Here is a 15,001-nt window from a genome sequence, read left to right as displayed (position 1 = left end):
TCAAGAAAACAAACGGTTCAAGTTTGATGTCGTACCGGGGTGGGCGATGTGGAGCGGTCCCACGTCGTGGCGGTGACCCCACGTTCCCGCAATGCGGCCTTGCGAACTTTGCCGGTCTCGGTGAGCGGGAGCTCACGGACGGTGTCGAGGTAGCGGGGCACCGCGAAGGGGGGCAGCTCCTCCGCGCAGTGCCGTACGAGGTCCCGGAGGTCCAGCGCCTGTCCGGGCGCGGGGACGACCGTGACCATGACCTCGTCCTCGGCCAGTTCGGAGGGCACCGGGAAGGCCGCCGCGTCGGCGACCGCCGGGTGCGCGCGGACGACGGACTCCACCTCGTGCGAGGAGACGTTCTCGCCGCGCCGCCGGATGACGTCCTTGATCCGGTCGACGAACCGGAACCAGCCGTCGGGCTCGCGCACCACCCGGTCACCGGTGCGCCGCCACGCGGTCGGTCCGGGCTCGGGTTCTCCCAAGTAGCCGGTGCAGAAAGCGAATTGGTGTGCGCTGCGGACCAGCAGCTCGCCGGGGACGCCGTCCGGGACGGGGTCGAGCAGTTCGTCGACCACGCGCACGGAGAAACCCTCGCGCACGGTGCCCACGTAGCCGGGCCGCTGCTCCTCGGGCGTCGACCCGATCACGAGGTTCGTCTCCGTCGATCCGAACCCGTCGACGAGCGTGACCCCGAACCGCTCGCGGAACGGCTCCCACGCGGACCCCGGAGTGGCCGGGGAGAGCCCGCGCCAGGCCCGGTGCGCACGGTCGGCGGGACCCGGCGGCTGAGCGAGCAGCATCGGCGCCATCGCGCCCAGCAGATGGACGACGGTCGCCCCGGTCTCGGCGACCCGCCCCCAGTACCGCGAGGCCGAGAACCGCTCGTCGATCACACAGCTCGCTCCCACCGCCATGGCCTGCGCGAGGGTGTTCAGCGCGTTGGTGTGGAACAGCGGCAGGCAGGTGTACAGCACGTCGTCGGCCGTGAGGCGGAGCGAGTCGGAGACGTTACGGCCCCACCACACGGTCTGCGCGTGCGGGCACCGCACCCCGCGCGCCGCCCCCGTGGTGCCGGACGTGAACAGCACGAACGCGGTGTCGTCCGGGCGCACTTGAACTGCCGGTACGGCGGGTGCCATGCCCGGCGCGGGTACGTCGTCCCCGCCGACGACCCACAACTCCCCCTGGAATCCGGCCGCTACGACACGCTCCGCGAACTCCTCCTCCACGAGCAGGAATTGAGGCTCCGCGGTGCGCAGCACCTGGCGGAGTCCGCCGCCCCGCAGCCCGGTGTTGAGCGGGATCAGCACCGCGCCCAGCCAGGCGCAGCCGAGGAGGAGGTCGACGAACTCGATGCGGTTGCCGGCCATGACGGCGACACGGTCCCCCGGCCGGCAGCCGCGTTCCGCGAGCGCGCCCGCCATCGTGGCAGCGGCCGTCCGGGTCTGCGCGTACGTCCGGGTCGCGTCCCCCGTACGCAGGAAGGTCCGTTCGCCGAACTCCCCGGCCGCCGCGTCGACGAGACCGGGGATGGTGTCGGTCACCGCAGGACTCCCGCCTCCCGGAGCTGCTGGACGCGCTCGGCCGAGAACCCTGCCACCTCTTTCAGTACGACGTCGGTGTCGGCGCCGAGCACGGGCGCGGCCTCGCGGATCGCGCCGGGTGTGCGGGTCAGGCGGATCGGGACGCCCTCGTGGAGGAACGCGCCCGCGACCGGGTGCTCCTTGCGCACATAGAAGCCGCGGGCCCTCAACTGCGGGTCGTGCTCGACGAGTTCACGACCGTCCTGGACCGCTCCGGCCGGGACGCCGTGGGCCTGGAGCGCTTCGGCGGCGACATCGGCGGGCAGTGTGCGGGTCCACTCCCCCAGCACGGCGTCGACCAGGCCCATGGCGTCTCTGCGTGCGTCGGCCGTCGACGTCCGCTCGTCGGTGGCGAGTTCGGGTCGGCCGATGACCTCGCACAGCCCGGCCCACTCCGTGTCGTCGCGCACGCTGACGGCCAGCCAGCGGTCGGCGCCGAGGCAGCGGTAGACCCCCTGCGGGCTCCAGCTCGGGTGGGTGTTGCCGGCCGGTGTCACCTCCGGGCCGCCGAGGAGGCTGGTGCCCATGTGGGCCGCTACCGCCTCCAGTTGGGACAGGTCGATGTGCTGTCCGCGTCCGGTGAGGGAGCGGTGCTCCAGTGCGGCGACCGTGGCGAGGGCGGCTTGCAGGCCCGCGACGATGTCGCCGTGGCCGTAGATCACCCCGACCACGTCGTCCGGCCCCCAGCCGGTGAGCGCGGTCAGACCCCCGCCGGCCGAGACCGTGTCGGCGTACGACACCCAGCCGTTGCGCGGTCCGGTGTGGCCCATGCCCGACATGCTGACGTAGACGAGTCCGGGGTTGATCCGGCGCAACTCCTCGTAGTCCAGGCCGAGTTTGCGCATGACCGTGGAGCTGAAGTTCTCCACGAGGACGTCGCAGTGGGCGATGAGTTCGCGCAGCACCGTGATGCCGTCGGCGGTGCGGGTGTCGAGGGCGATGCTGCGTTTGTTGCGGTTGACCTCGTTGAAGTAGCCGTTGGTGTTCGGGTCCGTGTGGGGGCCGCGGGAGAGGTGCATGAAGGGGGCGAAGCGGGTGGGGTCGGGGCGGCCCGCAGACTCGACCTTGATGACGTCGGCGCCGTGGTCGGCGAGGATCTTCGTGCAGTAGGGGCCGGCCAGGACCCAGGTCAGGTCGAGGACACGGATGCCGTGCAGGGCGGGCTGTACGGAGGCCTGCCGCGCCGGGAGTTCGGCGGGCCGCCCGGCGTGCAGCAGTTCCTGGTCCGCGCCCACTCCCCGGACGTCCAACTCCCGTATCCGGTGGCCCTCCGGGAACGCGAAGGGGAAGCCCAGGTCGGTCCGTTCGCCCTCCGGCGTCTGTACCCGGGTGAAGAACTCGCGGGCCGTGAGCTGGGGGTTGTCGGGGAGTTCGTGCGGGAGGTCGACGGCGGCCCAGGGGAGTTTTCTGGCCTGGGCGCGCTCAGCGAACTCGGCCTTGGGCCAGGTGCCCACGAAGTCCTGGACGACCTTGAAGACGTGCTCCTGGTGCTTCTTGCGTTCGACCGGGTCCTGCCAGCGCGGTTCCGTGAGGTCGGCCGCCGCGTCCTCCTCGCGCAGCCACTCCAGCAGCGCGTCCCACATGCGAGGGCTGCCGCCGAGGCCGCCGCCCAGGTAGCCGTCGGCGGCCCGGAAGAGGCCGTGCGGGACGAGGGGGTGGACGCGGCCGGGGCGGGGCGGCACCCGGTCCTCGTGCAGATAGGCGAGGGCGCCGGCCTCCAGGGCGGCGGCCACGCAGGCCTGTGCGGAGACGTCGATCAGCTGTCCCGGGCCGGTGCGGCGGGCGCGCAGGCCGAGCAGGGCGGCGATGGCCGCGTTGACGCCCGCCAGTTGCTCGGCCTGCTGCTCCGGGAGCCGTAGCGGTGGGCCGTCGGGGTCGCCGACCTGGGCGAGCATCCCGCCGAGCGCGGCCACCACGAGGTCGGTGCCCTGCCAGTCGCTGCGCGGGCCGACCAACCCGAAGGGGGTGACGCGGACGTGCACCAGGTCGTCGAGCCCGGCGGCGAGCGCCTCCGCACCGCCCGGACTCCCGTCGAGCAGCACATCGGCGGTGGTCAGCAGGGCGCGCAGTTCCTCGGGCGAGGCGGGGACGACCGACCGTTTGCCGGCGTGCCAGTGGACGAACGCGTCGCCGCCCTGTTCACGCCGGGTCCCGTCGCCTTCCGGCGGTTCGACGAGCACGACCTCGTACCCGAGTCCGACCAGCAGCCGGCCGGCGAACCGGGTGAAGGGGCTGGGCAGTTCAACGACGCGCGGCACGGTCTCGCTCACGTCTCCTCCCCGGAGAGTCGGTCCCACAGGGTCAGTTGTGCTGCTGGTTCAGGAAGCCGGTGACGACGCTGTGGTAGTCGTACGGCCGTTCCTCCTGCGGGTGGTGGGAGGCCTCGCTCATCACGTGCAGGTTGCCCTTGGGGATCATGCGGGCCAGCATCAGCGGGTAGTCGGGGGTCAGGAAGGCGTCCTGCATGCCCCACACGAAGAGCGTCGGCGCGGCGATCAGGCCGAGTTCGGCGGTGAGGTCCTGCCAGTCGCCGCGCGGGTTGTCGGAGGCGCCGGCGAGGGCGGTCTCCTCGGGGTCGAGGCTCTGTTCGTAGCGCAGGGTCACGGTGCCGTCGGGGATGGCGTCCGGGTCGAACCACTCGAGGCGGGCGATGAGTTCACGCATTTTCTGCCAGGAGGGGCCGGTGCCGCCGTAGTAGACGTCACGGGCGTTGCGGCCGCGGCGGCCACCTTCCGGGAGCGGGGCGAGGGGGCCGTAGAAGACGGGCATGCTGCCGGTGATGACCAACGACCGTACGCGGTCGGGGTACTTGGCGGCGAGGTTGAGGGCGATGGTGCCGCCCCAGGAGTTGCAGACGAAGTCGGCGCGGTCGATGCCGAGTTCGTCTAGGAGGGCCACGGTCCTGGCCGCGTGGTAGTCCCACATGGGGCCCTCGATGACGGGCTTGGCGGACTTGCCGTACTGGAGGATGTCGACGAGCAGACAGCGGCGGTCCTTCGCGAACAGGGGGGCCACCTGTCCGAAGTCCGACCAGCCGGTGCAGCCGGGGCCGCCGCCGTGCAGGAAGACGGTGGGATTGACCGTGGGGCCGCCCTCCCCCAGTTCCACGTAGTGGTATTTGACGCCGTCCGCTTCCGCGTAGGCGCCCTCCGGCGGGGGCTGGATGTCCATGAGGTCCATGTCCCGATGGTGGGACGGCGGCGATCTCCGCCCAAGTGGAACGGTCCGCTGAGCGGGCCGGATCCGTGGCGGCCGGGGGAGCGCCCTCCTTAGCGTCCGCGTATCGGACGAGAACAGGAGGCAGCCCATGTTCCGGAACGCCGAGCTGGAGCTGGTCGAGGAGCGGGCCCGGGCGTCCCTGGGGACATGGGAGCGGCGGTCGCTGGGGGTCGTACGGGCCGAGGACGCGGCGGAGTTCGCGCGGGCGGCCGGGGAGAGCGCGCCGCGTCTCGTCGATCCCGGTCACGCCGACTTCGCCGTGCATCCGATGTATGTGGTGAGCCTGCTGCGCGGGGCTCCCGGGGCGGACGCGTCGGAGTTCCGGCCGGACGGCATGTACCGCGACGAGGTGCCCGGCACCGACGGGCTCGGGGTCCGGCTGATGGCGGGCGGGCAGGCGGTGCGCTGGATCGCGGCGGCACGGGCCGGCGACCGGATCGAACTGCGGCGCGCGCTGACCGCCGTGGAGCGCAAGGGCAGTGGTGAGGGGTTCGTGCTGCTCACGGTGGAGAAGGTGTACGGCTCGGTGCGGGGGACGCTGGTGGAGGTCACGGAGAGGTTCATCGTCCGATGACGGACCGTCACATCACCGTCGGACAGGCCGTGTTGCCGGTCGGAATGACTCCCGACGCGATCACCCTGCTGCGGTTCGGCGCGGTCACCCGCAACGCCCATCGCATCCACTACGACACGGAGTTCGCCCGCTCGGAGGGGCTGGCCGGGCCGGTCGTCATGGCTCAGCTGCACGGCTGTCTGTTCTATCGCGCCGCCGCGGAGTTCGCGGGCGAAGGCGGGCAGGTGCGTGAGGTGGAGTGGCAGAACCGGGCACCGGCCGGCGTGGGAGAGCGGCTGGTGGTGACCGGAACCGTGCGTGCCGTAGGCGGAGTCGACGGTGAGATCACTCTCGATCTGGTCGAGCGCTGCGGTTCCGGTGACGTGGCGTGCTGCCGGGGGCGGGCCGTGGTCGTCCCGGGGTGAGAACCGCTCGCCGCGGCAGCCAGGCGTCGATGACGGCTGCGAGTTCCTCGCGGTCGGTGAAGACGTGGCCGTCCATGCCCACGGCGCGCGCCGCTCGTACGTTCTCCTCACGGTCGTCGACGAAGAGGAAGTCGGCCGGGGCGGCGCGCAGGGCGACCACACAGTGCTCGAAGGCCGCCGGGTCCGGTTTCGCCGCTCCGATCTTCCCGGAGAAGGCCACGTGGTCCAGCCGGTGCAGCCAGGGCTGCGCGGCGAGGAAGGCGTCCGCGTGGTCCGAGGGGATGTTGGACAGCAGGGTGACCTCGTCGACATCGCGGAGGGACTGGGCGTAGGCGACCATCGAGTCGTCGACGCGTGGGCCCAGTAGGCATCGGTGAACGCGTCGGTCGGGGTGTGACAGCGGGCGGCCATCTGCCGCAGGACGCCCGGGCGTTGGTGGCGGGCGATGACTCCGAAGAGGTCGAAGAGCACGATGCTTCGGTCGGTGGGCATGGCGAGGGTTCCTCCGGGTTCCGGGGACCTGTGCGGCACGGAGTGAGCCGTGCCGCACAGGCGGTCAGGGACCGCTGCGTACCGGCTCGGGCGTGCGGTCGGGTCCGGTGCGACCACTGCGGCGAGGACGCCGCCGACCGAGAACGTGGCGTGGAAGGCCGACATGACGGGCCCGCCGTACGCCTTCTCCACATGCACGGCGTGGGCGTTCATGCTCACGTCCAGGCAGCCGTTGCAGAACCCGAAGACCAGCAGGGCACCGGCCAGCGTCCACGGGTCCCGGGGCAGGCCGGGCAGTACCAGGGCCGCGCCGCACAGCACACCGGTGGCGAGGACGACGACGCGCGCCCCGAGCCGGTCATCGCACAGGCCGTCAGGGAGACGGGCCGGATCACCGTCCAGGAACTCGTCGAACTGACCGACGCCTCCGAGATGACCATCCGGCGCGACCTCGACGCGCTGGCCGCGCAGGGCGTCCTCGTTCGCGCTGCGGGCGCACGAGTCCGTCGAGGCCAGGCGGCGGATCGCGGCCGAGGTGTCCGCGCTGATCGCCGACGGCGAGACCGTCCTCCTCGACAGCGGCACCACCTGCCTGGAGGTCGCCCACCTGCCGCGCCGGCGGCCGGTCACCGTGATGCCGCTGTCCTTGCAGGCCGTCCACGCCCTCGGCGAGAGCCCGGGCCCGGCCACCCTGACGGTGCCCGGCGGGCAGCCCCGGGCGGCCGAGGGAGCACGCACCGGCCCGCTCACCCTCGCGTCCCTGGCGGCCCTGCGCTTCGACACCGCCGTCATGGGCTGCTGCGGGCTGAGCGCTGCCGAGGGTCTGACCGCCTACGACCTCGACGACGCGGCCGTGAAGAAGGCGGGCATCGCCTCCTCGCGTCGTATCGTCGTCGCCGCGGACGGCGGCAAGCTCGGCCACACCGCGTTCGCCCACGCCGGGCCCGCCACCCTGCTGCACACCCTCGTCACCGACACCACCGCGCCCGCCGACGAGGTGGCGGCGCTCGAAGGCGCGGGTGTCGTCGTCAAGGTCGCGTGACGGGACTGCCCCGAGGCGGGGGGTGCCTCAGTCCAGTTCGAGAACCACCTTGCCCACGGCCTCCCCGCTCCGCAGCCGATCGGCGGCCTCCGCGAACCCGTCCAGTCCATGGCGCTCGATCGCCAGGGTCAGCTCCCCCGTCCGCAGATCCGCCAACAGCGCTTCCGCGTCCGCCGCGACCTCCTTGCCCCGGGTCATCAGGTTCACCGGCAGCAGGGACACGTCGGCCAGCAGGAAGTCCGCGAGGTCGACGGTGAATTCGCGTCCGGCGGTGTAGCCGACGAGCGCCACCCGGCCGCGCGGGCGGACCAGCGGGAGGGCGTCGCGGAGCACCGGACCGCCGACCGTGTCGATGACGACGTCGACCGGACCGCCCACCGCCTCCGCTGACAGGTCGGCGGCCGGCAGGGACTTGGCGGGCGCGGGGACGTGGGCGAGCTTGGCCGGACGTCCGACGACCCCGATCACCTCGGCCCCGGCCCGCGCGGCGACCTGCGCGGTCAGCGCCCCGACCGCGCCCGCCGCGCCCGTCACGAGCACCCGCTCCCCGGGCTGTACGTGCGCGACCGCGTGCACGGCCGCCCACGCCGTGCCCGCCGGCGAGAACCAACTGCACGCCAGGGCGGGGTCCGTACCCTCCGCCACGACCTCCACCGCGGCGTCCGGCACCAGTGCGTGCTCCGCCCAGCAGCCGTCGCGGCGCAGGCCGAGGCCCTTGCCGCCGAGCCGGACGAGGGTGCCCTCGGGGTGGCTGTCGGAGGCGAGGACGACCCCGCAGCCGGTGGTGCCCGGTACGGCGGGCAGGTCGGGCAGGATCCCGAACTTGCCGTCCACGACGTTGAGATCGAGGTGGCCCACCTGGGCAGCCCGCATCCGTACGAGGGTGTGGCCGGGGCGCGGCTCCGGCACCGGGCGCTCCACCAGGCGGGGCAGCGAGCCGAAGCTCTCCAGGACCAGGGCGCGGGACAGGGCGGTCGTCACAAGCTCACTCCGTATCGACGCGGGACGCGACGCCCCGCAGGGCGCGGCCGGATCCGGTGCGGCCCGGCGATCCACGGACGGTAGAACGGCGAGCCGCCCCGGCGCAGCGACGAGGGTCCGCTGAACGGGACGTGACGGCACGGTCTGCTCAGTGGACCGGGTCCCTTGGGCGGATCCCGCTGCCCGCCGCATGCTCGGCTCACAGCTCACCCGGCAGCAGGAGGACGCCCACGATGACGGTCGACGACACTCCCGACACCCAGCCACCGGTCCGGAGCCGCCGCAGACCAGCAGGTGAGCCCGGCCGCCAGGACTGGAAGTCGTGGCCCCACTACGACGCGGCGGGCGCGGGCTTCCGCGGCTACTGGTACCCGGTCACCTGGTCCAGCCAGATCACCGGCGATCCGCTCCCGTTCACGATCTGCGGCGAGAAGATCACCCTGATCCGGGACAACGGCACGGCGTACGCGCTGCACAACCGCTGCCCGCACCGCGGCGTCCCGCTCTCGGAGGGCAACCAGCAGTTCCCCGGCACGGTCAGCTGCCCGTACCACGGCTGGACCTTCGACCTGCCCACCGGCAAGCTCGCCGCGGTCATCACCGACGGGCCCGGCTGCCGGCTGACCGGCAAGGTCTCGGTGCGGACGTACCCGGTCGAGGAGCGGCTCGGTATGGTGTGGGTGTACATCCCCCTCGCCGACGAGGAACCGCACTCCATCGACTCGCAGTTGCCCGAGGAACTGGTCTCCAACGCCTTCGTGATGGGCGGCCGGATCGACCCGCGCAGCGGCAACTGGCGCTTCGCCTGCGAGAACGGCTTCGACGAAGGGCACGCCAAGTACCTGCACCGCACGGCACTCTGGCGCCTGTTCAAGCCGATGCCGACCTGGAACATCACCCGGATCGTGCCCAAGGGCCGCTGGATCTTCCGGGTCCAGGACGAGGTGTACTGGGAGGCGGACTTCCCCGGTGTCGGCCGCTGGACCAACAAACGCTGGTGGAAGGCCCAGCCGCCGAAGGAGACCTTCAACATCGGCAACACCGGCAAGCCGGACAAGGTCAACCAGACGATCGAGGCCCAGGAGTTCCCCGGCTTCGCGTCCCTGTCGATGCCGGGCGTGCTGCGCATCGCGTACCCGAACTTCATCCACTACGAGTTCTACGTCCCCGTCGACCAGGACAACCACCGCTATGTCGGCGTGATGGTCAACTTCACCGAGGGCTGGGAAACCCTGCGTTTCTACGCCAAGTACCTCGGTGCGATCCGCTGGTTGTTCCACGGCCAGTTCTCCGGCCAGGACGCCTGGATGGTCGACATCACCGACGCTCCCCCGGAGAAGCTCTACCGCCCCGACATCTCGCTGACCGCCTGGCGGAACCTCAGCGAGGAGGAGTACGGCAAGAAGCTCGCCGGTACGGGCACCGAAGGGAAGGAAGCCTGACCATGGGCCGCACACTGCTCACCCTGCTCATCGGAGTGGGAATCGCGATCGGGCTCCCGCTCGCGAAGAAGCGCTTCGAACGTACGACGATGACTCAGGTACACAGGATCAACCAGTGAGCGCCGCGGGCGAGTTGGCGGGTCTGGACGACAGGCGGGCCGCCTGGACCGCCGACGCCTGGCGGCATGTCACCGCCGACCGGCTGCGCGACCTGATCACCGGGCTCGTCGACGTCCCGTCCCCGACCGGCGACGAGGGCCCGCTCGCCGCGCACATCGCCGACACCCTCACAACGGCGGGCTGTCCGGCCCGCGTTCAGCGGCTGGACGACCGGCAGGCCAACGCCTGGGCCCGGCTCTCCGGCGACGGCACCGGCCCCGACCTGATGCTCTACGCGCCGATCGACACCCTGACGGTCGGCGAGGAGAGCGAGGATCTCCCGTGGATCGGGCCGGAGTTGCGGGACGACATGCGTCCGCGCGCCACCGTCCACGACGATCTCGTCGTCGGCCTCGGCGCCTCCAACCCGAAGGGCCACGCCGCCTGCGTGATGATGGCCGCCGAGGCGATCGCGCTGGCCGGCGTCCCGCTCACCGGCGACCTGGTCGCGGCCTTCGGCGCCGGCGGCATGCCCACCAACGCGCGACCGGGCAGCAGCCGCCTCAACACCGGCCAGGGCGTGGGCTGTTCGTTCCTCCTGGAGCAGGGCGTGTGGACCGACTACGCCCTCATCGCCAAGCCCGGCTGGACGGTCTCCTGGGACGAGGTCGGCCTCGTCTGGTTCGAGGTGACGGTCCACGGCACCCACACCTACGTCGGCTCCCGCCACCGCCTCCCCTACGACAACCCCGTCGCGCGCGCCGGCGAGGTGACCCGGCATCTGGAGGAGTGGTTCGTCGAGTACGCCGAACGGCACACCTCCGGCACGGTCGCACCGCAGGGCATCGTCTCCTCGATACAAGGGGGTTGGCCCCGGATGGCGGCGGTGACACCGGCCTCCTGCACCCTCATGGTGGACCTGCGGATCGGCCCGGACACGACGCCGATGCAGGCCAAGCGCGAGTTCATGGCCGCCATCGGCGCCCTGCGCGACAAGAACATCGACGTCGGCGCCGAGATGGTGCTGGCGATCCCCGGCACCAGCACCGACCCCGAGAGCTGGATCTGCCGCAGCGCGACGGCGAGTTGGGCCGCCTTCGAGGGGCGCGAGCACGAGGTGATCCGCGGCAACAGCGGTGCCACCGACGCCAACATCCTGCGCGGGCGCGGCATCCCGACCGTGCGGGTCGGCATGCCGAAGGTCACCGACTCCCTCTTCGACATCGACTTCGCGCGGGGCATGAACACGGTCTCCGTGCGGGCCATGGAGAAGCTGACGCGCCATCTGATCCGTACGGCGGTCGACACGGTGACCCGGTCCCGCGCCGAGGTGGAAGGAAGAGCGGCATGACGGAGATCGTCCTGGGCGTGGGCGCCTCGCACAGCACGCTGATGAACACCCACTGGGAGGAGACCTTCCACAAGGACCGGGCGGAGCGGTTCCGCGACGCGCTGTCCGAGGCCCGGGAGGCACTGCTCGTGGCCCGCCCGGACACGGTGATCCTGGTGGGTTCCAATCACTTCCGGGGCTTCTGGCTGGACCTGATCCCGAGCTTCACGATCGGCGTCGGCGAGTGCGTCGCGAGCGGCGAGTCCGGCACCCCGAAGGGGCCGCAGCCGATCGACGTCCCGCTGGCCCGGCACCTGGCCAACTCCCTTGTGGAGAGCGGGAGTTTCGACCCGGCGTTCTCCGCCAGACTCCAGATCGACCACGGCCAGTCGCACGCCATCCAGTACCTCTTCGAGGGCCTGGACGTGGAGATCGTGCCGATCGTCGTGAACGTCTTCGCCCCGCCGCTGCCCACCCTCACCCGCTGCGAGGAACTGGGCCGCGCGATCCGGGAGGCCGTCCTCTCCTTCCCCGGCGACCGGCGGGTCGCGGTGGTCGGTTCGGGCGGGCTCTCGCACCGGCTGCCCTGGCCGGACTGGCGCGAACCGCACGGCGACGACGAGGAGTTCATGGTCGGCGCCTGGCTGAACGGCCGGGAGAACTGGCAGGACTACGACGTCCGCCGCCGCGAGATCATCCGCGCCGCCGAGGCCGCGCTCAACCCGGAGTTCGACAACGACTTCCTGTCCCTCGTCGAGCGCGGCGAGATCAGCCGCATCACCGCGTACAGCACCGAGGAGTTGGAGAAGGTCGCCGGCAACGGGGCGCAGGAGCTGCGCACCTGGCTGCTGATGTCGGCCGTGCTCGACCACGTGCCCGGCCGCCGGCTGGCGTACGAACCGATGCCCGAGTGGCTCACCGGGATGGGCGTAGCCGTCCTCGACCCCCAACAGGCCCCCACCGAAAGGCAGTAAGGCAGTCATGAGCATCTGGACCGAACTCTCGGGCATCGACTACCGCCACGCGTACGTCGAGACCGGCGATGTCACCACCCGCGCCCTCCAGGCCGGCCCCGAGGACGGCGAGCACGTCGTGTTCCTGCACGGCACGACGGGCCACCTGGAGGCCTTCGTCCGCAACATCCCGGCGCACGCCGGGGCCGGCTACCGCTGCCACGCCATCGACATGCTCGGCCACGGCTACACCGGCAAGCCGGACCGCCCGGGCGAGATCCCCGCGTACGTCGACCACCTGATGGCCTACCTCGACGCGGTGGGCGCCGAGCGCGCGCACCTGGTCGGCGAGTCGCTGGGCGGCTGGGTCGGATCATGGGCCGCGAGCGAGCACCCGGACCGGGTCGCCTCGCTCCAACTCCTGTGCATGGGCGGCACGAAGATCAACCCGGCGGTGATGGAGCGGCTGAAGACCTCCACCCGCGCCGCGGCCATGGAGCCGGACATCTCCTACACCCGCGACCGGCTGGCCCTGCTGTGGGCCGAGTGGGACGAGGACCTGGGCGAGGAGCTGACCCGGGTGCGCTACGAGATCTACCACCACCCCGACTTCCAGCGGAACCTGCACAACCTGCTCGCCCTCCAGGAGGTCGAGGCCCGGGAGCGGAATCTGCTGCGCCCCGACCGGATGGCGCGGATCAAGGCCCCGACGCTGGTGGTGTGGGGCAACAAGAACCCGCTCGGGGACGTTCCGGAGGCCGAGGCGATCGCCGCCGCGATTCCGGGAGCGAGGCTTGAGGTCTTCACGGAATGCGGACATTGGCCGCAGCATGAGAAGGCTTCGCTGTACAACCCGCTGAGTCTCGCGTTCCTCGCCGAGTCGTCGTCCAGTCACTGATCGTGAGATTCCAGCCGTAACCCCTGATCGTGAGGTGTCCGCCATGACCGTCGTCCCGATCGCCCGCGCCGTGGCCCCCGCTCCCCCGCCTCCCGCGACCGGACCGGCCCTCGGGCCCGACTCGATGAACTCCGTCCTCGGCAAGGTGCGCCCCATCCTGGAGGCGTTCACCGTCGACGACGAGTCGCTCTCCCTGGCGGATCTCGTGCGCCGTACGGGCGTCGCGAAGGCCACCGTGCACCGGCTCTGCCAGGAGCTGGTGGTGTGGGGGCTGCTGGAGCGGGCGGGGTGCGACTACCGGCTCGGGCTCAGGCTCTTCGAGATCGGGCAGCGGGTGCACCGGCAGCGGATCCTGCGCGAGGTGGCGCAGCCGTACATGGAGGATCTGCTGCTGGCCACGCAGGAGACGATCCACTTCGCGATCCACGACGGCCTGGACGTCGTCTATCTGGAGAAGATCCTGCCGCACCGGGGCCTGAGCGAGGAGTCCCGGGTGGCGGGGCGGCTGCCGCTCTACTGCACGGCCACGGGGAAGGCGATCCTGGCCTTCTCCCCCGCCGCCCTGTTCGGCGAGGTGGTCAGGAACGGGCTGAAACCGTTCACCCGGCACACGATCACCTCGCCGGGGCGGCTGCGCGCCCAGGTGGAGCGGATCCGGGAGGAGCGCCTCGCGACCGAGGCGGAGGAGGTCAGGCTCGGCTACATGAGCATGGCGGTGCCGGTCTTCGGGCGGCAGAACACGCTCGCCGGCGCCCTGTCGATCACCGCGCCGACCTACCGGGTTGACGCCGCCGCGCACGCGAGCGCGCTGCGCACCGCGGGGCTCGGCATCGGCCGGGCGCTGCGGTCTGCCCTGTGAGCGCCCTGGACGAGGTGTTGTCCCGGGCCCACAGGCTCGTCGGCCGCTGGGAGGACGAGGACTGCGGCACGGTGACCGTCAAGGACTTCTGCCGGTACGCCGCCGCGCTCAACGACGCCGACTACATCCGCCGGGCCCGGGAACAGGACGCGGCGGGCGCTCCGGTCGAGGCTCCGGCCCTGTTCCTGGCGGCCACCATGAGCTGGGAGGACGGGCCGCCCGAAGGGGAGTTGCGGCCCGACGGGCTCGCCACCCGGGAGTCGCCGTGCACGGAGGGCCTGCCGGTCCGCCAGGTGCACGGCGGGCAGAGCGTCCGGCTGCTGCGGGCCCCGGTCGCGGGCAGCCGGGTCACGGCCTCCCGCGCGGTCACCTCCGCCGAGCGCAAACAGGGCCGCTCCGGCCCGTTCGTCCTGCTCGGCCTCACCACCCGCTTCACGACGGCGGACGGCACCGAACTGACCGCCGTGGACGAGACGATCGTCGTCCAGGAGGCCCTCGACCCCGCAGGAGCCGCATGAACACGCCGGTCGCCGGGGACAGTTGCCCGCCGCAGCGGTACACGCACAGCACGGTCCAGCTCTTCCGCTTCAGCGCCGTGTCCTGGAACTCCCACCGCATCCACTACGACTCCGCCTTCGCCGCCACGGAGGGTTTCGAGGACGTGGTCGTCCAGTCCACCCTGCACGGCGAGACCCTCACCCGGTACGCGCTGGCGTGGGCCGGGCCGAACTCCCGCCTTGAGACGGTGAGTTGGCGCAACCGTACGACCGCCGTGGCCGGTGAACCCCTCACCTGGACCGCCACCGTGCGCGCGGTGGAGGGCGCCCGGGTGTCCCTGGACGTGGCCGTCGTCAAGGCCGACGGCACCCCGTGCGTGACAGGAAGCGTCGAACTCGCCCTCGTCTGACCGGGGCGTCCCGGCAGCCGGACCGGTTCCGTTGGGCGGAGAGCGGACCGTTCCTACGCTCCTGAACCATGAGCGTTCACCTTGCCGAGCCGGTCGAGTCACCGGTGATCGAGACCGACATCCTGATCATCGGCGCCGGCCCCTCCGGCCTCTACGGCGCCTACTACGCGGGCTTCCGCGGACTGCGCGTCACGGTCATGGACGTACTGCCGCAGTGCGGCGGCCAG

Annotated in this window: 15 protein-coding genes and 2 pseudogenes; 11 read left to right on the top strand and 6 right to left on the bottom strand. The window is 71.8% G+C overall.

The features are described from left to right. Positions 1–17 precede the first annotated feature (17 nt). Genes JHN45_RS27265 through JHN45_RS27255 form a run of 3 tightly spaced genes read right to left on the bottom strand, consistent with a single transcriptional unit; the run spans position 18 to position 4,754 of the window. The gene (locus JHN45_RS27265) at positions 18–1,535 is read right to left on the bottom strand and encodes an AMP-binding protein (RefSeq protein ID WP_201051018.1); all 1,518 of its coding nucleotides are present in this window, start codon (positions 1,533–1,535) and stop codon (positions 18–20) included. Continuing rightward, positions 1,532–3,844, bottom strand: coding sequence for a CoA transferase (locus JHN45_RS27260; RefSeq protein WP_201051017.1), 2,313 nt, complete (start codon positions 3,842–3,844; stop codon positions 1,532–1,534). The genes JHN45_RS27265 and JHN45_RS27260 overlap by 4 nt, the downstream gene beginning before the upstream one ends. A 31-nt stretch (positions 3,845–3,875) precedes the next feature. After that, the gene (locus JHN45_RS27255) at positions 3,876–4,754 is read right to left on the bottom strand and encodes an alpha/beta fold hydrolase (RefSeq protein ID WP_201051016.1); all 879 of its coding nucleotides are present in this window, start codon (positions 4,752–4,754) and stop codon (positions 3,876–3,878) included. A 127-nt stretch (positions 4,755–4,881) separates the two neighbouring features. On the opposite strand from JHN45_RS27255, the gene JHN45_RS27250 reads away from it, so the two are divergent. Together JHN45_RS27250 and JHN45_RS27245 are read left to right on the top strand one after the other, a co-directional pair. Continuing rightward, positions 4,882–5,367 (top strand): MaoC family dehydratase N-terminal domain-containing protein, encoded by a 486-nt coding sequence (locus JHN45_RS27250; RefSeq protein WP_201051015.1) that lies wholly within the window; start codon positions 4,882–4,884, stop codon positions 5,365–5,367. Continuing rightward, positions 5,364–5,771, top strand: coding sequence for an acyl dehydratase (locus JHN45_RS27245; protein ID WP_201051014.1), 408 nt, complete (start codon positions 5,364–5,366; stop codon positions 5,769–5,771). Before JHN45_RS27250 ends, JHN45_RS27245 begins: the two co-directional genes overlap by 4 nt. Here the strand turns inward: JHN45_RS27245 and JHN45_RS27240 are convergent. Both JHN45_RS27240 and JHN45_RS53230 read right to left on the bottom strand, forming a co-directional pair. Beyond that, a complete protein-coding gene (locus JHN45_RS27240; RefSeq protein WP_236584158.1) occupies positions 5,692–6,111 on the bottom strand; it encodes an HAD-IA family hydrolase in 420 nt (139 codons plus the stop codon). The two genes, JHN45_RS27245 and JHN45_RS27240, sit on opposite strands and share 80 nt — an antisense overlap. 263 nt (positions 6,112–6,374) lie before the next feature. Continuing rightward, a pseudogene (locus JHN45_RS53230) lies at positions 6,375–6,635 on the bottom strand (MFS transporter); the annotation flags it as partial. Here JHN45_RS53230 and JHN45_RS27235 point away from each other — a divergent pair. Further along, a pseudogene (locus tag JHN45_RS27235) lies at positions 6,624–7,305 on the top strand (DeoR/GlpR family DNA-binding transcription regulator). The pseudogenes JHN45_RS53230 and JHN45_RS27235 overlap by 12 nt on opposite strands. Positions 7,306–7,332: 27 nt before the next feature. Here the strand turns inward: JHN45_RS27235 and JHN45_RS27230 are convergent. Next, positions 7,333–8,286 (bottom strand): zinc-binding alcohol dehydrogenase family protein, encoded by a 954-nt coding sequence (locus JHN45_RS27230; RefSeq protein ID WP_201051013.1) that lies wholly within the window; start codon positions 8,284–8,286, stop codon positions 7,333–7,335. 233 nt (positions 8,287–8,519) lie between these two features. On the opposite strand from JHN45_RS27230, the gene JHN45_RS27225 reads away from it, so the two are divergent. The 8 genes from JHN45_RS27225 to JHN45_RS27190 form a co-directional block, all read left to right on the top strand. Then, positions 8,520–9,728 (top strand): Rieske 2Fe-2S domain-containing protein, encoded by a 1,209-nt coding sequence (locus JHN45_RS27225; RefSeq protein WP_201051012.1) that lies wholly within the window; start codon positions 8,520–8,522, stop codon positions 9,726–9,728. A 115-nt stretch (positions 9,729–9,843) separates the two neighbouring features. Beyond that, a complete protein-coding gene (locus tag JHN45_RS27220) occupies positions 9,844–11,178 on the top strand; it encodes a M20 family metallopeptidase (protein WP_201051011.1) in 1,335 nt (444 codons plus the stop codon). Continuing rightward, positions 11,175–12,131 (top strand): catechol 1,2-dioxygenase, encoded by a 957-nt coding sequence (locus JHN45_RS27215; protein WP_201051010.1) that lies wholly within the window; start codon positions 11,175–11,177, stop codon positions 12,129–12,131. Before JHN45_RS27220 ends, JHN45_RS27215 begins: the two co-directional genes overlap by 4 nt. 7 nt (positions 12,132–12,138) lie before the next feature. Further along, the gene (locus JHN45_RS27210; protein ID WP_201051009.1) at positions 12,139–13,008 is read left to right on the top strand and encodes an alpha/beta fold hydrolase; all 870 of its coding nucleotides are present in this window, start codon (positions 12,139–12,141) and stop codon (positions 13,006–13,008) included. Positions 13,009–13,051: 43 nt separating this feature from the next. After that, complete coding sequence (locus JHN45_RS27205) at positions 13,052–13,867, top strand: IclR family transcriptional regulator (protein WP_200716014.1); 816 nt, start codon at positions 13,052–13,054, stop codon at positions 13,865–13,867. Further along, the gene (locus JHN45_RS27200) at positions 13,864–14,385 is read left to right on the top strand and encodes a MaoC family dehydratase N-terminal domain-containing protein (protein ID WP_201051008.1); all 522 of its coding nucleotides are present in this window, start codon (positions 13,864–13,866) and stop codon (positions 14,383–14,385) included. The genes JHN45_RS27205 and JHN45_RS27200 overlap by 4 nt, the downstream gene beginning before the upstream one ends. Then, on the top strand, positions 14,382–14,774 hold the full coding sequence (locus tag JHN45_RS27195; RefSeq protein WP_201051007.1) for a MaoC/PaaZ C-terminal domain-containing protein: 393 nt from the start codon (positions 14,382–14,384) through the stop codon (positions 14,772–14,774). Before JHN45_RS27200 ends, JHN45_RS27195 begins: the two co-directional genes overlap by 4 nt. A 68-nt stretch (positions 14,775–14,842) precedes the next feature. Then, a partial coding sequence (locus tag JHN45_RS27190) for an NAD(P)-binding protein (RefSeq protein ID WP_201051006.1) occupies positions 14,843–15,001 on the top strand: 159 nt, incomplete at its 3' end.

This window comes from Streptomyces sp. MBT53 (assembly GCF_016654115.1).
GTDB lineage: Bacteria > Actinomycetota > Actinomycetes > Streptomycetales > Streptomycetaceae > Streptomyces.
Note: the sequence above shows the minus strand (reverse complement) of the source record. Positions and strands in the feature narration are given on the sequence as shown.